17 protein-coding genes and 1 tRNA gene are annotated in these 19,882 nt (G+C 58.7%); 4 read left to right on the forward strand and 14 right to left on the reverse strand.

The window, feature by feature from the left end; translation table 11 throughout:
- Nucleotides 1-203: 203 nt before the first annotated feature.
- The 5 genes from AC0L4C_RS16745 to AC0L4C_RS16765 all read right to left on the reverse strand — a co-directional run bounded on the left by AC0L4C_RS16745 (nt 204) and on the right by AC0L4C_RS16765 (nt 6,245).
- On the reverse strand, nt 204-1,097 hold the full coding sequence (locus AC0L4C_RS16745) for an alpha-1,2-fucosyltransferase (RefSeq protein WP_473400844.1): 894 nt from the start codon (nt 1,095-1,097) through the stop codon (nt 204-206).
- Nucleotides 1,094-2,299 carry a glycosyltransferase gene (locus tag AC0L4C_RS16750; RefSeq protein ID WP_473400845.1) on the reverse strand — a complete coding sequence of 402 codons (1,206 nt, stop codon included), beginning with the start codon at nt 2,297-2,299 and terminating at the stop codon, nt 1,094-1,096. The genes AC0L4C_RS16745 and AC0L4C_RS16750 overlap by 4 nt, the downstream gene beginning before the upstream one ends.
- Before the next feature lie 39 nt (nt 2,300-2,338).
- A complete protein-coding gene (locus AC0L4C_RS16755; protein ID WP_473400846.1) occupies nt 2,339-3,310 on the reverse strand; it encodes a hypothetical protein in 972 nt (323 codons plus the stop codon).
- Nucleotides 3,307-4,455, reverse strand: a complete 1,149-nt coding sequence (locus AC0L4C_RS16760) for a glycosyltransferase family 2 protein (protein ID WP_473400847.1) — start codon at nt 4,453-4,455, stop codon at nt 3,307-3,309. The genes AC0L4C_RS16755 and AC0L4C_RS16760 overlap by 4 nt, the downstream gene beginning before the upstream one ends.
- 101 nt (nt 4,456-4,556) lie before the next feature.
- Entirely contained in the window at nt 4,557-6,245 is a 1,689-nt protein-coding gene (locus tag AC0L4C_RS16765; protein ID WP_473400848.1) for an ABC transporter ATP-binding protein, read from the reverse strand.
- Nucleotides 6,246-6,696: 451 nt separating this feature from the next.
- Between AC0L4C_RS16765 and AC0L4C_RS16770 the strand changes: the two genes are divergently transcribed.
- Nucleotides 6,697-7,887 (forward strand): IS3 family transposase, encoded by a 1,191-nt coding sequence (locus AC0L4C_RS16770; protein WP_473400849.1) that lies wholly within the window; start codon nt 6,697-6,699, stop codon nt 7,885-7,887.
- Between the two features lie 72 nt (nt 7,888-7,959).
- On the opposite strand, the gene AC0L4C_RS16775 is transcribed toward AC0L4C_RS16770, so the two are convergent.
- Nucleotides 7,960-8,646, reverse strand: coding sequence for an FkbM family methyltransferase (locus tag AC0L4C_RS16775; RefSeq protein ID WP_473400850.1), 687 nt, complete (start codon nt 8,644-8,646; stop codon nt 7,960-7,962).
- 12 nt (nt 8,647-8,658) lie between these two features.
- Nucleotides 8,659-9,390 (reverse strand): class I SAM-dependent methyltransferase, encoded by a 732-nt coding sequence (locus tag AC0L4C_RS16780; RefSeq protein ID WP_473400851.1) that lies wholly within the window; start codon nt 9,388-9,390, stop codon nt 8,659-8,661.
- 999 nt (nt 9,391-10,389) lie between these two features.
- Between AC0L4C_RS16780 and AC0L4C_RS16785 the strand changes: the two genes are divergently transcribed.
- Entirely contained in the window at nt 10,390-10,695 is a 306-nt protein-coding gene (locus tag AC0L4C_RS16785) for a hypothetical protein (RefSeq protein WP_473400852.1), read from the forward strand.
- 55 nt (nt 10,696-10,750) lie between these two features.
- On the opposite strand, the gene AC0L4C_RS16790 is transcribed toward AC0L4C_RS16785, so the two are convergent.
- The 4 genes from AC0L4C_RS16790 to AC0L4C_RS16805 form a co-directional block, all read right to left on the reverse strand.
- Nucleotides 10,751-10,921: a LuxR C-terminal-related transcriptional regulator gene (locus AC0L4C_RS16790; RefSeq protein ID WP_473400853.1), complete on the reverse strand. Its 171-nt coding sequence runs from the start codon at nt 10,919-10,921 to the stop codon at nt 10,751-10,753.
- Between the two features lie 138 nt (nt 10,922-11,059).
- Complete coding sequence (locus AC0L4C_RS16795) at nt 11,060-12,403, reverse strand: UDP-glucose dehydrogenase family protein (protein WP_473400854.1); 1,344 nt, start codon at nt 12,401-12,403, stop codon at nt 11,060-11,062.
- A gap of 687 nt (nt 12,404-13,090) precedes the next feature.
- A complete protein-coding gene (locus AC0L4C_RS16800; RefSeq protein ID WP_473400855.1) occupies nt 13,091-14,050 on the reverse strand; it encodes a tyrosine-type recombinase/integrase in 960 nt (319 codons plus the stop codon).
- A gap of 529 nt (nt 14,051-14,579) precedes the next feature.
- A tRNA-Ser gene (locus AC0L4C_RS16805) sits at nt 14,580-14,670 on the reverse strand.
- A 262-nt stretch (nt 14,671-14,932) separates the two neighbouring features.
- Between AC0L4C_RS16805 and AC0L4C_RS16810 the strand changes: the two genes are divergently transcribed.
- Complete coding sequence (locus tag AC0L4C_RS16810; protein WP_473400856.1) at nt 14,933-15,427, forward strand: DUF2147 domain-containing protein; 495 nt, start codon at nt 14,933-14,935, stop codon at nt 15,425-15,427.
- A gap of 32 nt (nt 15,428-15,459) precedes the next feature.
- On the opposite strand, the gene AC0L4C_RS16815 is transcribed toward AC0L4C_RS16810, so the two are convergent.
- Nucleotides 15,460-16,176: a glutathione S-transferase N-terminal domain-containing protein gene (locus tag AC0L4C_RS16815; protein WP_473400857.1), complete on the reverse strand. Its 717-nt coding sequence runs from the start codon at nt 16,174-16,176 to the stop codon at nt 15,460-15,462.
- 109 nt (nt 16,177-16,285) lie between these two features.
- A complete protein-coding gene (locus AC0L4C_RS16820; protein ID WP_473400858.1) occupies nt 16,286-16,720 on the reverse strand; it encodes a glyoxalase superfamily protein in 435 nt (144 codons plus the stop codon).
- Between the two features lie 287 nt (nt 16,721-17,007).
- Between AC0L4C_RS16820 and AC0L4C_RS16825 the strand changes: the two genes are divergently transcribed.
- The gene (locus tag AC0L4C_RS16825) at nt 17,008-17,766 is read left to right on the forward strand and encodes a sulfite exporter TauE/SafE family protein (protein WP_473400859.1); all 759 of its coding nucleotides are present in this window, start codon (nt 17,008-17,010) and stop codon (nt 17,764-17,766) included.
- Here the strand turns inward: AC0L4C_RS16825 and AC0L4C_RS16830 are convergent, their stop codons facing one another.
- Nucleotides 17,767-19,854, reverse strand: a complete 2,088-nt coding sequence (locus tag AC0L4C_RS16830) for a molybdopterin-containing oxidoreductase family protein (RefSeq protein WP_473400860.1) — start codon at nt 19,852-19,854, stop codon at nt 17,767-17,769.
- Between the last annotated feature and the right edge of the window lie 28 nt (nt 19,855-19,882).

The following is a 19,882-nucleotide window of genomic DNA, read 5'->3' on the forward strand; positions in this document are numbered from 1 at the left end:
AGCTTGTTTTCCAGACGGGGGCCCTAGCTCCGGGAAGAAAACCGTCTGTCGAAAAACTCACTAGCCGTCTCTCTGCTCAGAAACGCTTCATTGCACTGCAAATAACGTTCCGAATCGCACATTCTTGGTCGCCTAGTGTCTAGATAGACAATATTGCAGGCTTTGCGCAACCAGCGACGGCGCTGGATGGCCTCGCGGCACGGTCATAGGGGCAATCTCGTCCAGCCAGGCGGGACGATATTGGGGTGCCGAACCCTCTCGCCTACGTTCCATTTTGCTGGAGCAAAGACAATCTTTCCTGCGTGTCTATTCAGATAGGCCGCCCACCAGCTGAACGAGCTATTGGCAATAATGTTGTGCGCGCAGCTCGCCATCAACGTTAGCTCTTGCGCCGGCCGGAGGGCCTGCCCACTCACCGATCGCTGTTCAGACACGAAAAGGGCGCCAGCGGTGAAAGGCAGATTGTCCCGCACCCACTGGGTATCGTCTGAGAAGATCACAAAGTTTGTATCCCCCACGCGCTCCCTCATTAGCTTAGCCGCCATTCCAAAATAAGCAGGTGTGCAGACATCATACTGACGCGCGTTCGCAGGGCTGCTTACGTAATCGCCACGGCGAACATGTATGGCGACGGAAGTCGCTCCGAGGTCGCGGATCACTTGACGTAGGTGGGAGATAGATACATCGAGTTCGCGCTTCAGTGTGAACTCATCTCGGATCACTCTCGCGCTGTCTGAAAAATAGCGCTCGGTCTGGAAATAGCCCTCGAGGAACAGATCTCCACCTCTTCTGAACAATTCCGGATGCCAATCAAAATAATAACGTCTGCCAATCTTCTTAAGTAGAAAACGCATACCTTTCGAGACCAGTCCGTATGGATTGCGCATCCGCTCCACATCGTCCTGATTGAGTATGCCTGCCGAAATATTGAAATCCGAAAGGGCGAATTGACGCTCGGTCTCGCCACGTTCGGCTTGCGATACAAACCCAGTTATGTCGAGCGTCAAAGTATCGTTTCTATGCCGTGCCAGACCAACCCCGGCGGCATACTGGAACATCTGATTTCCCAACCCACCTGCAAGGCGCACGGCAATCACGATGCGGAAGCCTTGCCGCTACGGACAATCTCTTCAAAGAGGGCGACATACTCAGTCGCCATCCGCTGTGTCGAGAAGGCATCCACCACATAGGCTCTCGCTGCGCGAGAAATCTGCGTCTTCGCGTCAGTCGGTTGAGCCAACACTTCACAAAGCGCCTCCAGCAACGCCTGTTTGTCCTTTGCGGGAACAAGTTTGCTGCCAGGAGCCTCCCGCAGCAACTCGCCAACACCCCCCACGTCATATGCAACTGCGGGTGTTCCGCAAGACAAGGATTCGATTGTCACCAGCGGGAATACTTCAAATCGAGACGGCATTACGAGGACGTCTGCAGCCGAAAAAAACGTTGATATCCTCTGCTTGTCCCGCGTCGCAGCAAACTGCTGAACATTTCCTTCCGTAAGATCTTGAGGCGCTCCAAGGCATACAAACTGCACGTTCTGAGCAACGCTTTGTTCGGCACACCACTCAAAGTCACCAAAGCCTTTGAAACGGTTTGTCGTCGCCGACGTCCCTACGAACAGCGCCATGGGCTTCGGCGACAATCCAAGTATCTCTTTTGCCCGCGCCTTGTCAGTTGGGACAAACGACGTCGTATCAATCCCATTCATTATTACGCGCATGGGCTTTTGCGACAAACTTGTACGCTTAACTAGCGCTGCGAGCCAATCACACGGCGCAACCAACTGCACATTTGTACGACTATAGATCTCTGATTTACGACGTGACAGGTAGCGATCATTGTTCCAAAGAGTCTTTGGATACAACTGAGCGTCTGACACAGTAAAAAGACCATTTTCCAACTGTTCGCTTTCTGAGTACGCAGAATGCGGCGTAATGGCCCACATATCGTGAAGCGTCCAGACAAGCGGCTTTATTTTCGATATAAGCTCAAGAATAGGAAGGTTGAAGTACCATCCGCTCAAATTGTGACAGTGCACGATGTCTGCCTCCCTGAAGCGCGCAGACATCAACATTTGATGCCCGTCAAAGAAATCAAAATCATTGGACAGAGCGTACGACAATGCCTTTCGCCACAGTGGCCTTTGTATTTCAGTTACGTCAACGGCTTCCGTAGTCTTCTTTCCAGTGAATAAATGCGACTGATGTCCCATTTCACTATATGATCGGTGCAAATCCACTGCAATTCTGGTGGCACCCCCAATGCCATTGTCATTTGCGCTGATTGTTAATATGTTCATGGAGGACTTCCCTAATACCCTTAGCCGCACGAGCGCGCTTTATCTTCCAAAGATGGCGCCTACGTAGCGACTAAGTCGGCCGAAAAGCTTCTGCAGAATCGTTCTCCGAAAAATCAGTTCATACTGCTTTCGATCCTGCCGCGCATTTCTGATTATGAACTCAGGGTGTTGCAGAGGGAAAGTCAGCGCTTGGGTCGACACGTTTGCGAGTTTGCTGGTTCCAACTGTGTGCGTCGCATCTGGCCCAAAGCCGATATTTGAGATCAGATTGACATTGGGAATAATGCTCAATCGGGACGATTGCCAATTTGCAAAAACCCACTGTGTGTCCCAGGAATCAATTCTACCAGCGGCGCTCGCGTCGAATGTGCGAGACCACATTCGAGCCTCATCGTCCCGCCCAAGAACGTCCTTAAGCCAGCCGCCAGCTTTCATGGCGGGCCACCTTCCCATTTCCACGTCGTAGTCGCCTCGCCATCGGCTTCCCCAAGTGGCCCAGCCCCAGATAAGCACCAATTTTGAAAAGTAATAAGAGTCGCTATTCCGCCTGTCGCCAAAGTTGAAATTGCTGCCAGAGATCATGCCGATGCGCATATCATCCCTGTACATCGACAGCATCTCGCTGCAAAAGCGGAAAAAACTTGGGGCGGGCAAGCAATCATCCTCCAGGATAATGGCTTCTTCCACTTGATCAAATGCCCAGTTCAAGCCAGAAGATACGCGCCGACGACACCCAAGATTGACTTCAGAGAAATTCGTCATGACGTCGCAGGGCCAGTCTACATCTGTAGCGATCCGCCGCACTTCAGCGCACCGCTCAGCCTCTCCTTCGCGATCAGCCCGCGGGCCATCGGCGATTACGAGCAGCTTCTTTGGCCTAACGCTAGCAATCTCCTTAAATACTTTGGCAGTATCATGGGGGCGATTAAAGACGATGAAGACGATGGGCGCGCAATCATAGTCGTCTTTCGACTGGCATCTCGCCTCGGGACACTCTTCCGCCGCCATCATGTGAATATCCTTGCGATTTTGTTCATGATCCGCTGGGACGTATGCATCGCCCACCATAGCGGCCGCTTTCGTTCTCCGAAGAAGTACTCAAACTCCCCAATTGCACTCCCATTGAGACGACCCGCGCTCGCCACCGCCAGGACGGGATAGACGACACGTGCCGCCATCCTTCGATCCTTCAATTTCCTCAGGCGTTCAAGGCACGTTGCGATATCATTGCGCTGCAGGTCTATAACGGCGCACCACGCCTGCAATGTCTCGTCTGGAGAGTCCTTGAACGCATCGTAAGCCTCAGTGTCGCCATAATTATTCGAAGCATCACTAAAGGCGGTGCCGCCTTTAGCCATGTCGCGGATCTCTTGGGAAATATTCCTTCCCGTCGCCAGCGCCCTGGGGTCTGAGTAATTATACTCGAATATTTTCTTTCTGGCCTCAGGCGAAAAGCGATAAGCCGACTCTAGAAATACATAGAACCAGTTTCTGCCGACATTCCCCGCCCTCGCCTCTCTTACATAGTACGATGGCCGACTCGGTAACCTTCTAAAATACTTCAGGTCATTGGTAGATAGGATCGACAAATTATTCCTCAGAACCCGAAATGCAAATCCGGGCGTGTCGAAACCATGATGCTCTGGGTATCCGCCCGTTTTTTCAAAAACACGTTTTCGATACAATAGATTTCCATATAAATTTGTGGAATTTTTAGAAATTAGATCTTCGAAACTGCAAATACCTACACGGTGATCCATCTGCTCCGTCACCGTCTCGAAGCTATCCTTGAAGAAAAACGAGGTGCCTGTCACAAGACCGTCTAGTTCTTGATTGGACATTAGTTTCAAGGCTCCGGCCAACATGCCGTTGCCTGCCAGCACGTCATCGCTGTCGAGTACAAAGATAAGGTCGTTTTTTGCTGCCCGTACCCCGGTGTTGCGCGCAGCACCACCGCCACGGTTTCGATCGTGCTTAATTCCGATCACGTTGGCATGGCTATTTCTGTATCCGCAGATCGCCTGCCACGAGCCATCCGTTGAACCATCATCGACCAGTATGATCTCCTGATCCGCGACACCGCTATTCAGGACGGATTGGAACGCCTCATCAAGCGTATCGACGCTGTTGTAGACGGGTATTACAATCGATATCATGGTGCGGCCTTTTTATCGTACGGCAGGCGATAGCAAAACACACGGACGCTGCAGCGCCGGGTAGTGAAATTTAGAGGGGAATGATGCAAGTCGCCGGGTGTTCATTCGAGCACCTGAAGACGGTCGGTTGCTTGCACATTGCCATCCACGACTTCGAATATCGCATCACAGCCGACGAGAGTTGAGAGCCGGTGGGCGACGATCAGCGTGGTGCGATTTGCAGATGTGTCAATAGCCCTCATAACTGCTGTTTCAGTTTCGCTATCCAGCGCACTGGTCGCCTCATCAAGGATAAGAACCTCAGGCTCCTTGTATAGCGCCCTGGCAATGCCGACGCGTTGTCGTTGGCCTCCAGACAGGCGTGTACCTCGCTCCCCTACAACCGTTTTATATCCTCGGGGCAAGCTCTCAACAGTGGAGGAGAATTGTGCCAGCTTCGCGGCCCGAGCCACCCTCTCGAAATCGATTTCGCCTTGGGGCACGCCGAAAGCAATGTTCTCTGCCAGTGTTGCGTCGGAAAGAAAGATCGATTGCGGCACATGTGCAATGTGGCGCTGCCAACTTTGCCTATTTTTCGACGTAACCACTTCATCGTCGATGCTGAATGTCCCGCTCGAGGGCTCGAGAAGACCCATCAAAATGTCGAGGAGGGTGCTTTTGCCGCTGCCCGTGACGCCGATAAAGCCGTAGCGTTTCCCTTTTTCAAGAGTCAGCTGGACGCCACTTAGCACATCTTGTGTCCCGTCGTACTGGAACCCAACATCGCGCAGTTCGATACGCGACCTAAATGCGATAGAACCTGCGCCATTCTGGTCAAGGTTAGGGAGGGGCCGGTCGAGGAAGTCAAGGACGTCTGACACCGACGAAGATGCGCCTCTTATCGTTGCAAACGACGCGTAGCCCTGCTGTAGCAGCGGCAACAGGCGCTGCGCTCCCAAAGCAAGAGCACCAAGTGCAGGTATCGCAGAAGTAACACCTCCAGGCTGTCCGCTGGCAAAATATGCCATTGCGGCAATGGCGATGATGCCGGCGGTTTCCACGATATATCTAGGACTTGCCGCCATGAAATAGTTCATGCCATGAGCCAGACGCAGGGGCCGATCTGCTTTCTGAAAAATACTCAAGTGCACTTCCTGCGACCCGTCGAGAAGAACATCCCTTATGCCGCCCAGTCCTTCCTGCAGACTTTTGACGACGGAGGTGGTGTTCCTCGCAATTATTTCGCTATTGCGTTGGAGCTGATTTTTAGTGACGGTGCTGATTAGCCAATATAGGCCTCCGACGGATACAAATACGGTAGCTATTAGAATTGGACTTATGATCATCAACGCAACGATCACACCAATGATTAGTAGTAGCGAACTGAGCATGTTGAGGATTGGCATCAGCACGCTGGATGTTAGCGAACCTGATTTCGTGGTGATGCCTGAAATCAACTCGCTGCTGTTTTCAGCCACATGTACGGAGTATGGTTGATAGAGCGTACGTCGATACATCCCTGCGCTGATGTCTGCGCCTACTGCGAAGGAGTACCGCGTGCTGGTGTAGATCATGATCAACCGGACCACACCTGAGATTAGCGCCACAAGCGCAAATGCGACCACAGTGGGTAGCAGCAATTCGTCCGGAGACCTTAGGTCGAGAACGCGGATGAAAGGTTGAGCAAATGGATGGTCGAACACTCCCTGAGGCACAGTGAGGACACCCAATAGCGGAAACACGGCACCGATACTCACAACTTCTGCCATTGAGCCCGCCACCATGATGCAAAGCAGCAGGTAGAATTGCACTCGCCGCCTCTTGCTGAGGTGGCGCCAAACACGAGCAATAGTCGTGGAAATCGGAGGGGCTAAGGTCTTAGCCATTTGTCACCGCTCTGGCCCGAAGAACATTTGACGGTTTCGGCGCAAACCGGGACCTCACCTGCAATTGCCGCAATGAGGCCCACCCGAGCCCGCCAATTGCAGACTCGGCTCCATGGGGCTTCGACTTGAGGTTCGAAGCGCTAACGAGTGCATTTAGAGTTCCAGCATATGAGGACATGGCGCTTCTTAGCGCCCAGAGGCTGCCCTGTGAAACAAAAACAGGTGTGGAGCTTCGAAAGCTGTGCGACGCGAACAGCCTCGGTATTTCCCGTCCATCACTCCTGAGCGCCCAGATTCTATCTGCGTAGCGGTTGACGTTGCCCGCTGCAGCTAATCCAGTTTGAAGTAGGCTCTGGCCCCACGACAAGGACCAGAGATGAAGCGAGCCAGGTTCACCGAAGAGCAGATCATCGGGATATTGAAGGAGCACGAGGCGGGGGTCCCGATCGCGGACCTTTGCCGGAAGCATGGCGTGAGCAACGCCAGCCTTTACAAGTGGAAGGCCAAGTATGGCGGCATGGACGTCAGCGAGGCCCGGCGGCTGAAGGCTCTTGAGGACGAGAACGCTCGGCTCAAGAAGCTGCTGGCCGACAGCATGCTCGATAATGCCGCGCTGAAAGATCTTCTTGGAAAAAAAATGGTGACGCCCGCTGCCGAGCGAGATGCCGTCGCCCATCTCCAGACTTCCTTTGGGATGAGCGAGCGGCGGGCGTGCAGAGTTCTGGGCTGCTGCCGGATGACGATGCGTTATCAGGCGCTTCGCACCGACGATGTGGTGCTGCGTGAGCGGATGAAGGCGATTGCCCATGAGCGTCGGCGGTTCGGCTATCGCCGGCTGCACGTGCTGCTCCGGCGCGAGGGCCATCTGGTCAACTACAAGCGGCTGTTCCGCATCTATCGGGAAGAGAAGTTGACGGTGCGCCGCCGCGGTGGCCGCAAACGGGCAATGGGCACCAGGGCGCCGATGCTGATCCCCGTGCTGCCCAATGATCGGTGGTCGCTGGACTTCGTCTCCGACCAGTTCACCGATGGCCGCCGGTTCCGGGTGCTGACGGTGGTCGACGACTGCACCCGCGAGTGCTTGGCCCTCGTCGCCGACACGTCACTGTCGGGGCTGCGTGTGGCAAGGGAACTCGAGACCCTTATTGCCGGCCGTGGTCGGCCCAGGATGATAGTCTCCGACAACGGCACCGAGTTCACCTCGAACGCCATCCTGAGCTTCGCCGACCGGCAGCGGATCGACTGGCACTACATCGCTCCGGGCAAGCCGATCCAGAACGCCTTCATCGAGAGCTTCAACGGCCGGCTGCGGGACGAACTGCTCAACGAGACCCTGTTCCCATCGCTCCAGCAGGTAAGGGCGACGGTGGCGGCCTGGCGGGCCGACTACAACATCAACCGCCCTCACTCCCGGCTCGGCTGGCTGACCCCGGCCGAATATGCCAACACCTTCAACCCGCGACGGGATCTGGCGCTGCGCTCGATGCAAGGCTCCGCACCAGCCCCCGTCGCTCACCCAGGCCAGAACGGCCAAACCAACCGCCCGAGTCTATTTCACGCTGGATAGAAGTTGGGGGCAACGTCAAGCGCTCCTCGATCCGTGGCGAGAGCTGGCGCACATTTGGGGAGCATAGCGATTTTAAATCTGCCGAGTAAAAAAATAGTCATTATGAGTGCCATCCCAGATCGGATTTGAGACAGTATTAAAATTGGTGATGTTCACTGGAGGATCATATCCGGCGGATGCCATTAGACTAAATAGATCTGATTTTTTGCCTTCATACACCTCAACCAAAACGGAGGTCGGCGCTGTCCGCCGAAAGTCCAGCCCCTTCAACACCTCTATCTCATACCCCTCAACGTCTAACGAGAAAAAGTCGACGTGCCCAATGTTGAACTCGTCCAAAACGGACTGCAGCGTTCTAGCCCGCACGCGCACCGAATTGTGGGCTGCTATCCGTTCGCCACCCACTGAAGACATTGGGCTCCCGTCGAAGTCGCCTTCAATTTCAGTGGTGGTATCGTTGGCTACCAGGGCGCAGTTCGCAAAAATGTTGTCCGGCGCGCGCAATTCCTTGCACATCGCGAATGCCTTGGGCGATGGCTCAACAAGAAGTCCTCGCCAGCCAAGGTTCTCCAACGCCAGTGTGTTTGAATAGAATTTGCCATCGAATGCGCCGCATTCGATGTAAACGCCTCGATCTCCGCGTATCGGCGTTCTTGCGATAAGTGGCAAAATTGCTGCGGCAACATCAATGGGCGGCGGCCAAAGGCCGGCGCGCACCAGACGGCGGCGTATCGGTCTTGGAATGAGTGCAGATAACACGCGAGCCCTCCCTCAGGATCCATTTTTTCTAAACAGGGCCCAAGTGTCAGTAATGACCTGAGGCTGAGTGAAGGCCATATTACGGCGACCATCTTCTAGAATATGGAACGGTAGGTAAGCATCCCATCTCGAATTGAGGCCCCGACCTAGTTGCCTAAATGCGAGCCATCTACTCGATACAGCGTGGAGCATGTACTTCCGAGATCCCCAGGCCCCGATCCCTACCACCGCACAATCATTCTGGAGGCCGAGGCGTTTAAGAAAACGAGGGTGAAATCCGGCAGAGTAATAGTATGGCTCGCCGTGAATGCAGTTTACCGAAGGGATCGTTACGTAGATCAATCCTCCTGATTTCGTCACTCGGCACAAATTGGCAAAGGCCAAATGTGGATTGAAAACGTGCTCCAATACCTGGTTGCACAAGGTTAGAGAAAACTGCGGCTCATCAGCCCATAGCTGGTCCAGATCGTAACGAACGTCCTTCTCAAAATTTAATACCGAAAGCTTACGAGCTCGAAGCAGTTTCAATTCTGGCTCGTTCTCGGTGCCAGAGACAACACCGACGTGATCTTGGTCGGCCAGACCATGGCGTTCGATGAGAGTGCGGAAATGGCACAAGCTGACTACCCGAGGATAATTGTGGTAGCCGCTTAGTCGACCTGAAAACGCTTTATCGTGCTCCGAAATGAACGCGGCGACCTCTCGCTGCGTGGGGCATTCTAAGTCAACAAATTTATCAGTCATGACAATTTTATCAGCTCCGTATCACTTCGGATATACTACGATACGAAAAACATTCAAATCGTTTAACGATTTCATCTTCACACCAAGAACGGCTCGCCGGCGCCGCGGCTGCGGTGGTTGCGGCGGCGACACTGATCGCCCAGCCATAAGAAGGCCTCGAGCTCCCGGGCCTACCAGGACATCGTCGGCATCTGGACGTTCTGTGACGGCGAGACCCTCGGTGACAACCGGTGACGTGGCGACGCCTGCGCCGGAATGGGTGCGTCATGTTGTCACCTGCCCTGCATGGCATCGAGGCCCTCGTAGGGCCGCTTATCCCGCTCGTCTTTGCGCGCTCCTTGTGCTCACCTCCTGCTCCCTTCGCCATTTGGTCTCGTGGATCACCTCCTACGACAGCACGCCGGGTCAGGTCGCTGTTATTGCGTTCAATAATCTGCAGGCCCAGTTCATGCGCTTGCAGACTGAGGGGATCGCGTGGGGTCAATGGATCGTCATCTTTCAGCGGTGATGCTTACCTTCGGGAGGTTATCATGAACGCCTTCCTCGACCGGTGCGCCGAATCCTTTTCGACGTGTCGTTCTAACTGGTGCTGATCATTGGCGCCGACATAACATTGTTCAATGTTTGCCCCTATCTCGAAAACGGCGCTCCGGCCGGCCGGTGGAAACCTGGCGCCAGCCCAAGGACATTTCAAGCCGAACCGTTCGCTCCGGCCGGCAGCGCAGCGACCCCTGGATCATCGGCCTGGCCTCAATGGGTGAAACGCGCGGCAACAGCTTCGCCGAGCTGCAGCATCGCTGCCAGCCGCTGTGGCTGGCGACGACGACGCGGTCTTTTCCCTGATTCTCCGAGCGCTGCCGCGCAGATGAGCCGGCGACAACTGGGTCCCTATAGCGAAGCGGGGTTGCGCCGCAGATTTGATACCTGACCATGATCGGCGGTCAGCGCTGATAGGCGCTCGCTGGGACGGACGCAAAGCCCAGCCTAAGGAGTGAAATCATGAAGAGATTTTTTGCAGCGACGTTGTTGACTGTGTCGACGTTCGCGGTGCCTACCGCTCTCGTGGCGGCGCCGGTGGCAGCCGCGACCTGTGGCGTCGACGCGCCGGCCGAATGGGAACGGCCTGGGGGTTACTGTGACGCGTTGAAGTCGATGAACTCGCTGAGCGCGCCTGTCGAAGGTCAGCCAGCGGCGACCAAGCCGCCCCCTTGCGATTACACCGACATCGAGACTCTGCGGCTGCTCCGAGATTTCGGTATTGGTGAGAGCGTCCAGGTCGCTGCCGCTCCATGCACGCCGGCTTAGGATTGGGAGAGGGCCGGGGCCCGGCTCCGCGCGGCCGTTCTGCGGCCGTAGTCGACTAGAGGTCAATGAGGCCGAGCCGGACTGCGACAACGTCCAAATCCACGGCCGATCGTGCTTCCAGCTTCCGCATCAGGTGAGCGCGATGAACCTCGACGGTGCGCCACGATATCGCCAATCGTTCTGTAACTTCTGCATTGTTGTTGCCGGTCAAAAGTTCACGCAGCACCGTCCTCTCCGCGAGGTCCAGAGACTTATGCCCGGTGGCGCTCGCAGACTGACTGGTCATAGGCAGTGTTATGCCACAGGGGCAGATAACGTTCCATCACTTGAAGCGCGCACGAACCCGAGCAAGGCCCTTCACCTACTACTCGGCCGCGTCGGCGAAAGGCGGCTCTGAAAGTTCAACCGGGCGACCGATGCTGGTATATTGCAGCCCAGACGCCTCAACGTCCGGACGGCGATACACATTGCGCAGATCGACAAATACAGGCGTCCTCAGGAGAGAGGCAACGCGCCGCAGGTCGAGCGATCGGAATTCGTTCCACTCGGTGACCAACACCAGCGCGTCGGCGCCGGTCGCAACCTCGTAGGCGTCCGAACAGCAGCTAAGTTCATCGATCATGGTTTTGGCCATCGCCATGCCCTCAGGGTCATACGCTCTAATCTGCGCACCGGCATCCTTTAGCGATTGAATTATAGCCAGCGACGGCGCTTCCCGCATATCGTCGGTGTTGGGCTTGAAGGTCAGGCCGAGAATGCCGATCGTCTTGCCTCGGACATCGCCTCCCAAGGCAGCGATGACGCGCCGAGCCATGGCGCGCTTGCGCTGATCATTGACGGCGACGGTGGTTTCGACCAAACGCAACGGACTCTCATTATCCTGTGCAGTCTTGACCAACGCCAAAGTGTCTTTCGGGAAGCATGACCCGCCGTAACCCGGACCGGCATTGAGGAATTTGGGGCCGATGCGGTTGTCCAGGCCGATGCCGCGCGCTACGTCCTGTACATTGGCACCCGTTTTCTCACACAGATCGGCAATCTCATTGATGAAGGTGATCTTCATGGCAAGAAACGCGTTGCCAGCATATTTGATGAGCTCGGCTGTCCGGCGAGCCGTAAACATAAGTGGAGACTGATTGAGGTAGAGCGGACGATAGACTTCGGTCATCACGCTCTTTGCACGAACGTCCTCGAAACCGACGACAATGCGATCGGGACGTTTGAAGTCATCGATTGCGTCCCCCTCCCGAAGGAACTCAGGGTTTGACACGACGGCAATGTCCGCCTGCGGGGCGGCTTCACGCATGATACGTTCAACCTCGTCGCCTGTCCCAACGGGCACGGTTGACTTGGTCACAATAACCGTAAATCCCCGAACCGCTCGCGCGACTTCGGCAGCGGCGGCATAAACATAGGACAAATCCGCATAGCCATCGCCGCGCCGGGAGGGCGTCCCCACCGCGATGAACACGACGTCCGCTCCAGCCACTGAATTGGCCAAGTCTTTGGTAAAAAACAGCCGGCCTGCCTTTGAGTTCTCATTGACCAGAGTCGCAAGACCCGGTTCGTAGATCGGCATCTTCCCCGCCTGAAGGCTCTCAACCTTCCTCTCATCCATATCAACGCAGATCACGTCATGACCGAAATCGGCGAGACATGCGCCGCTGACAAGGCCCACGTAGCCACTGCCAATCATGGTTATTTTCATTGTGCACTCAATGTTTTAGCGGCGTATTGCCCAGTCTTGGCAGGGTAGGGTTTTGACGTACTGTGGAGGACTGGACGCGGATCATTACCATGATCCCAAAACAGCTGTCAGGCCGCTAGCATTGTCTGGAAAGTTGCTGCGTAGCGCTTGAGCCTAGCCAAAAACGTGCCCGATTGAAACCGTCGGTCCGATAATCAAGACGTCGAGGCGCAGTGTCCACTCTCGCTATTGCCGCTTCGACGTTTCGTGTGGATCCACGCAAGGAGCCTCTGGGAGCTGGAGTGAGAGAAGTGGGCATCTGAGCTGCTGCTGGCAGCGGCTCCAACCACAGCCGTTTTCCAACACCGGGCTAATTTACGCTCTACCGCCCCATCTGCCCTGGTCCTTCTGGGCAGGTCAAGCTCGCTTACCCCCACATCCAAATCCACCTTCTCGACATATCGCGCAACGACGTTCAGCGATCGCTAGCCGCCGGCGCGCACGGCCTACAGGATGTCAAAACCATAGAGGGTCACCTGTTGGGCGGCACCCACGCGCAAGGAATGGCCGGACACCCGGACTGCAGTTTCGGCCGAGGTGGCGACGCGGCTGGACAGCTTTGAGGACGCGACCGGCCGTGAGAGGCCCAAGGTAGTGGGCCAGGTCCTCTTTCCATAGAAGGCCGTACTCGCGATCCCCTATCGGAGCCTAACCCCACACGTTGATGTCTACATTCTCCACATATCGTGCAACGACGTTGGTCGAGCGCCAACCACCCGCCCTCATAATAGGGAGCAGTTGAACCCCGTTGATCGTGAGTTGCTGAGCGGCGCCCACACGGAGTGAATGGCCGGAGATGCTGGCGACGGTTTCAGCGTCCATCCCAGCTGCCGCAGCCAACTTCTTGAGGATGCGGGTGACGGCAAATGGGTTCATGTGGCGGGAGAGGGCGACCGATCGATAGACCGGGCGGAAAAGTGGGCCGCTGGTGAGGTTGGACGCTTCCATCCAGACGCGCAATGCCTGCAATCCGAGGGGAGTCAGGTGGGCGATACGACCTGCACCATCCGGGTCGTTCTTGGCGCGGCGGATGAGGAGGCTGGCGGTGCCGAAGTGGTTGGGCTGGAGGTCTTCGGCGCGGAGTGCGACCAGTTCGCTGCGGCGGCAGAGGGTGTCGAAGCCGACGGCGACGAGGGCGCGGTCGCGGAGGCCGGTGAGGTCGGAGCCGCAGGCGGCGAGCAACTGGTCACGCAGGTCGGCGGTAATGCCGAGCGCCTGGTCAGGTCGTTGCGGTTTCAGGCGGCGGGCGCGGCGGATGGCGAGGTCGACTTCCACATCGCCGGTGGGGTCGCCCAGGCGCAGCAGGTAGTGGATCTTGCGGATGCCTGCGAGTTTGCGCTTCAGAGTCGATGGTTTCAGTCGCGTCGTCTCGGCTGCGAGGTAGGCCGCAACTGTCGCTGGCTCGGTCGGCAGGAACGCGAGCTGCTTGGCTCTGCACCAGATCTCGAAGGCGGAAAAATCCGATTTATAGCTGAGAAGCGTGTGGGGCGAGTAGGCGCCGTCGAGACGCTCGAGGGCCTTGGGCCAGTCGGCGGGCTCAGGGGTTCCGCCCAGCAGGAATCCCGGCGGGCGGCGATGGCGGTGCGCCATCCCGGTGCGATGTTGCATGGCGCCCTCCCCTAACGGGACGGCGCGGCGCGGTCACGCGCCGGCGGGAGCGCCGTGGGAAGGCGTTTCGAGGCGGCTTTGAGGATGCGCCGAAGCGCACTAAAGAGAAGGTCAACCATGTCCGGTCCTGTCTTCAGCAGGCGTGGGTGTGGCCAGGTCGCTGCCGCGGCACCACCCGCGGTGGCGACCGACCTTTTATCAGGCCGAGCGCCGGAACTGGCAGCCTTCCCGAGGGAAGGTCATGGCAGAATCATAGGGCAATCATCGGGGGACGCAACGGCTATTTGGGGCCGGCAGATGGCGTGAGAGCCCAGTATTTCCCGGCAAATCCCGCTTCTTCCCAGCCGTTCCCGCTATCTCCGGTTCCAGCTGCGGACGTGCAATAACGCCCCGACTGGCGTATTATGCTCAATGTCAACGGAGAGGCCGACGGACCCTGGAGACCGCAAGGAAGAGTTTGGGAGCGGCCGGTGGGTGCTTCCATGACGGGCTTGGCGTCAACTGGCTGCTTGGGGGGACCTCAGAAGGGTGGCGGAGAGGATGGGATTCGAACCCACGAGGCCCTTTAGGAGCCTGCGCCCTTAGCAGGGGCGTGCCTTCGACCACTCGGCCACCTCTCCGTCCCGCGCTGGATAAGGGGATGACGCGGCGGGCGCAAGGCTTTTGTCGCGGCAACGGAGCCGGCCAACAGAAAATGCGACAGACAGGCACTCTCCGGCCGGGTGATGCCGAACTGCCGCGCCCAGAAACAATTGCGGTGGAAGGCGGCCCGGGGATAGCTTTTACTGGCGAACAGCGCGATGAATATTCGTTCGTCCAAGTGAAAACACCGCCGGGACCTTCATGCGACGGGTCGTGGTGAGCGGACAGCAGGAGAGGTCCATGCACATTTCCATTCCAGGACTACTGGCTATCGCGACGCTGGGCATCGCGGTGCCGGCGCAGGCCGTCGCCGGCGCCCTTGTCGAGGGGACATGGGTGACACCGGACAAGGCGGAAATGACCATCGCCGAATGCCTCGAAGGCTATTGCGGGACGTTGAGCAAGATCGTGATCAGCGATGAGCAGGTCGCTGCCTATGGTGCCCGGGCTGCCGACATCAAGGTCGAAGACCTGACCGACACGTTCAACGAAGATCCGGCACTCAAGGGCCGGCCGATGCTGGGGCTGCAGATCCTGTCGCTCAAGGCAACGGACAATCCCTGGCACTTCGAGGGCGAGATCTACAACCCGCGGGACGGCAAGACCTATGCCGGCTACATGGAAGTCACCGGTGCCGACAGCGTCGTGCTCAAGGGCTGTGCGCTCTATGTGCTGTGCCAGGAGCAGACGTGGACGCGAGTGGTCGAGGCTGACTCGACCGTCGCGGCGCAATAGCCGGGCCGCGGCGCGACCCGGCCTGATCGGGGTTAGCGCTGGTTGAACATGACCTTGTGCGCTTCCTTGTCGGTCGCCAGGTTCACTTCCTTGGCCGGGTCCTGCTTGATCGCCATGGCGCGCGCCACGCCGGGCCGGGCCAGCATGCGGTCGCGCCAGGTGGCAAAATTCCTGAACTCCTCGGGATCGATCTCGTAGCGCAGATAGCTGTTGGACCAGTCGAGAATGGCCATGTCGGCGATCGAGATGTCGCCGGCGACATACTCCTTGCCAGCGGCGAACATCTTGCCCAACTGGGTGTCGAGGACGCGGAACAGGCGATGCGTCTCGTCCTTGTAGCGCTTGATGGCGTAGGGGATCTTCTCGGGCGCGTAGACAGAGAAGTGATTGTTCTGGCCGAGCATCGGGCCGAAGCCGCCCACCTGCCAGAACAGCCACTCGTCGACCTTGACCTGGGCGCGGGGATCGGACGGATAGAACTGGCCGAACTTGAGGGCGAGATACTTCATGATGGCGCCCGACTCGAAAATCGAGATCGGCTCGCCGCCCGGCCCTTCGGGGTCGACGATGGCGGGAATCTTGTTGTTGGGCGAGATCGCCAGAAACTCGGGCGTGAACTGATCGCCCTTGCCGATGCTGATCCAGTGCAGCGTGTACGGCACTCCCAACTCTTCAAGCAGGATGGTGATCTTCCGGCCGTTCGGGGTGCCGGCGTAGTAGAGATCGATAGGCTTGGTCTGGGTGGTCATATCGCTGTCCATTCTGCTGCTGGTGCCGAAAGATATATCGGCAGTTACCGATGGATGGCAAGGCGCGCGCAAAACGGTGAAGCGGCGAGAGCGCCCGCCGCCTCACTGATCAGGCACGCTGGATGCGCATATGCGGCTCGCCGTCGCTGGTCTGCGACAGGGAAATGCCGCGGACGTCGACGGTTGCGGTGACGCGCTGGCGGTTGTTGACCATGGAGGCGAACTTGGAGACGTTCACCGGCTGGTCGAACTTAACCGTCACCGTGTAATGCGGCGGCATCAGTTGCAGGCCGATCACCATGCCGGTGAAGGGCTTGCTCAGAAAGGTGCCCTTGACGCGCTGCCCCACCTGCACGGGCGGGACAAAGCGCTCCGGCAGGGCAGCGGCGGCGGTGTTCCAGTCGCGGTAGCCGTGCCGGCGGGCCACCTCCTCAAGCGCGGCACCGTGCGTCACGGAAGCGCCAGTCGCCAAGCGTTCCTCACGCAGCAGCTTGGCCTCGGCCTTGAGAGTGGCGGTGGTGGGGGTATCAAGTGAATACGACATATCGATCCTCGTCAAAAACGGAGGCCGGATTTGCCATGGGCGCCCGCCTTGCCATGCACCGCCTCGGTTTCGAGCGATCACGTCAGTTGTCCGCTTGCGCGGGCTGGACTTCACCGTCGGGTTTCCCCGGCGAGCGGCAGGCGCCAGCAGCCTCGGCGTAAATGACCCCGGCCCTATCGGAAGTCAAGATGCTCCATTCGCAAGGCTGATCCGCCCATCACGCAAATGCGCTGGCAACGGCGGGCCCGGAGCCCTACGGTGCCGCGGGAATTTGCGAGTAGTTGCCTGTGACTGAACTGTTATTGCTTTGCGCCGGCCTTGTGGCCGGGGCCCTGAACTCGCTTGCCGGCGGCGGGTCATTTGTGCTGTTCCCCGCCCTGCTGGCAGCGGGTCTGCCTCCTGTGATCGCAAATGCCTCGAACACCTATGCCAGCCTGCCCGGTTATATGAGCGGAGTAGCAGGGTTCTGGACCGACCTGCTGCGCTACCGCGACCGGCTGGTCCCCTACACGCTTGTCGCGCTGCTGTTTGGCTATCTGGGCGCCGAACTGCTGCTGCACGTTTCCAACGAAACATTCGCCACCGCTGTCCCCTGGCTGATGCTGTTTGCGGTGCTGCTGTTCAGTTTCGGCGGACGGCTCAACGCATGGGTGGTGCGGCGCGGGCATGGCCAGGGCCGGACCTTTGCCGCACTGATCTGGGTGCTGCTGGCGGCGATAGCGCTCTATGGCGGTTTCTTCAACGCAGGTCTCGGCGTGCTGCTGCTGGCGTTCCTGGCGTTTGCCGGGCTTACCGATATCCACGCCATGAACGGGCTGAAGCTCTGGGTGTCGTCGGTGGTGTCGACGGTGGGGGTGGCGCGGTTCGCCATGTCGGGCGCCATCGACTGGTATCACGGCTCTATCGCGCTGATCGGGGTGACGATCGGCGGCTATGCCGCGGCGCGGCTGGCGCATCGCATCCCCACGCCGGTGATCCGGGCCCTGGTGATCATCTACTCCAGCGGACTGACCGTCTGGTTCTTCTGGCAGACCTATTTTGCCTAGCTAGCCCCTGCGAAGCCATACAGCAGTATCGTGGAAGGCGGCGCCGCCGAACGGGCGCACCGGGTCGGAGCCGATCAGGGTATTGATCCCCCTGCCGTTGCGGTGGGCATCATTGGGAAATATGCCTTCCGCAATCAGCACGCCGCGCTGCATGCCGTCGAAGAGGCTGGCATTTAGGCCCACCTCCCCGCGCCGATTGCCCAGCGTGACCGCGTCCCCTTCGGCAATGCCCAGCGCGGCCGCATCGGCTGAATGGATCATCACTGTCGGCGAAGGCTGACGTTTCCGGCTGCCGACAGTTTCGGCGAAGCTTGAGTTGAGAAAGCCGCGCGACGGGCTGGTGGCCAGACGGAACGGCGTTTCCTCGTCCACCCCCTCGGTGACGTCCCAATGGTCGGCGAAGGCCGGCATCTCGGCGGGATCGCAGACCCAGTTGTAGCCCTTGGCCCGGGCGACGCCATCCCAGTTCGGGGCGAAACGGTAGCGGCCGTCGGGCCAGCCGAAGCCATCGCCGAAATGCGCCTCGCCAAACGGCTGGCGGCCATCGACAAAGCCGCTGCGTTCGATGACGTCCAGCTCACCGAAACCGGAACGGCGGAAGGTCTCGGCTACCATCTCGCGGTCAGTGAGGTGCATCGAGGCGTGGTCGGCGCCGAGCCGCCGCAGCAGTTCGTTGACGACATCGAAGTTCGAGCGGCATTGGCCCGGCGCCTCGACCAGCTTCGGGCCGAAGAGGACCCGCGTGTGGCCGCCGCGGCGGTAGTAGTCGTTGTGCTCGAGGAACATCGTTGCCGGCAGCACGATATCGGCCATCTTCGCCGTGTCGGTCATGAACTGCTCGTGGACGACGGTGAAGAGATCCTCGCGCTCGAATCCAGCGCGAGTCAGCCCCTGCTCGGGCGAGACGTTCACAGGGTTGGTGTTCTGGATGAACAGCGCCTTGACCGGGCCCGCACCGTTCAGCGCCCTGGCGTCGCCGGTCAGCACCTTGCCGATTTCGCTCATGTCGAGCTGGCGACCGCCCTGCCCCAGATCGGCGCCGAGGATCAGCGACTTGTCGAGCGTCCAGGCGCCGGAGTTCGAGTGGAACGCGCCGCCGCCGGTGTGCTGCCATGCGCCGGTCATGGCCGCAATCGAGAGCGCCGCGTGCATGCTGACGGCGCCGTTGCGCTGGCGGGTAAAGCCATAGCCGAGGCGGAAATAGCTGCGCGGCGTGGTGCCGACGAGCCTGGCGAAGGCCTCGATCTCGTCTACCGTCAGCCCGGTGATCGCGGCCGCCCAAGCGGGCGTGCGGCTGGCGAGATGCGCCTCGAACTCGGGCGAGAAGTCGGTGAACTCTGCCATGTAGGCACGGTCGGCGAGGTTGTCGCGCAGCAGGATATGCATGACGGCCACAGCCAGCGCACCATCCGTGCCGGGGCGGAGCACCAGGGCCATGTCGGCCTGTTCCATGGTGGCGTTGCGATAGATGTCGATGGCAACGATCCGGGCGCCGCGTTCCTTGCGGGCCCGAACGGCGTGGGTCATGACATTGACCTGGGTGGCAACCGCGTTGGTCCCCCAGATGACGATGCAGTCGCTCTCGGCCATTTCCTCGGGGTTTGGGCCCTGCAGTTTGCCGGCGCCGGCCAGAAAGCCGGGCCATGCCGTGCCGGTACAGATCGTGTCGTATTGCAGCGAGTAGCCGCGGGCGTGCCGCAACCGCTCGATGCCGTCGCGGTGCACGTGGCCCATGGTGCCGGCGTAGAAATAGGGCCAGATGGCCTCGGGGCCATCTGTACGCTCGATCTCGAGCCAGCGCGCCACGATCTCGTCGAGCGCCTCGTCCCAGCTGATCTGCTGCCACTCCCCCGCGCCCTTTTTGCCAACGCGGCGAAGCGGATAAGTCAATCTGTTCGGGTGATGAATCCGCTCGGCATAGCGGGCTACCTTCTCGCAGATGACGCCTGCGGTATAGGGATCGTCCTTGGCGCCGCGGACGCGGCCAATGGTGCGGTCATCCAGCAGTTCGACATCGAGCGCGCAGGTCGACGGACAGTCATGCGGGCAGACGGAGCGGGCGACTTTCGGGGCGGCGAGCTGGTTCATGCGACGGTGATAGCACGCAAAAAAGCCG

The organism is Devosia sp. J20-27 (genome assembly GCF_055808595.1).

Excerpts from the sequence above, each read along its gene's own strand:
- AC0L4C_RS16750 (WP_473400845.1), bottom strand. The coding sequence starts at position 2,299 with ATGAACATATTAACAATCAGCGCAAATGACAATGGCATTGGGGGTGCC.
- AC0L4C_RS16755 (WP_473400846.1), bottom strand. The coding sequence starts at position 3,310 with ATGATGGCGGCGGAAGAGTGTCCCGAGGCGAGATGCCAGTCGAAAGAC.
- AC0L4C_RS16760 (WP_473400847.1), bottom strand. The coding sequence starts at position 4,455 with ATGATATCGATTGTAATACCCGTCTACAACAGCGTCGATACGCTTGAT.
- AC0L4C_RS16770 (WP_473400849.1), top strand. The coding sequence starts at position 6,697 with ATGAAGCGAGCCAGGTTCACCGAAGAGCAGATCATCGGGATATTGAAG.
- AC0L4C_RS16780 (WP_473400851.1), bottom strand. The coding sequence starts at position 9,390 with ATGACTGATAAATTTGTTGACTTAGAATGCCCCACGCAGCGAGAGGTC.
- AC0L4C_RS16785 (WP_473400852.1), top strand. The coding sequence starts at position 10,390 with ATGAAGAGATTTTTTGCAGCGACGTTGTTGACTGTGTCGACGTTCGCG.
- AC0L4C_RS16795 (WP_473400854.1), bottom strand. The coding sequence starts at position 12,403 with ATGAAAATAACCATGATTGGCAGTGGCTACGTGGGCCTTGTCAGCGGC.
- AC0L4C_RS16800 (WP_473400855.1), bottom strand. The coding sequence starts at position 14,050 with ATGCAACATCGCACCGGGATGGCGCACCGCCATCGCCGCCCGCCGGGA.
- AC0L4C_RS16810 (WP_473400856.1), top strand. The coding sequence starts at position 14,933 with ATGCACATTTCCATTCCAGGACTACTGGCTATCGCGACGCTGGGCATC.
- AC0L4C_RS16815 (WP_473400857.1), bottom strand. The coding sequence starts at position 16,176 with ATGACCACCCAGACCAAGCCTATCGATCTCTACTACGCCGGCACCCCG.
- AC0L4C_RS16820 (WP_473400858.1), bottom strand. The coding sequence starts at position 16,720 with ATGTCGTATTCACTTGATACCCCCACCACCGCCACTCTCAAGGCCGAG.
- AC0L4C_RS16830 (WP_473400860.1), bottom strand. The coding sequence starts at position 19,854 with ATGAACCAGCTCGCCGCCCCGAAAGTCGCCCGCTCCGTCTGCCCGCAT.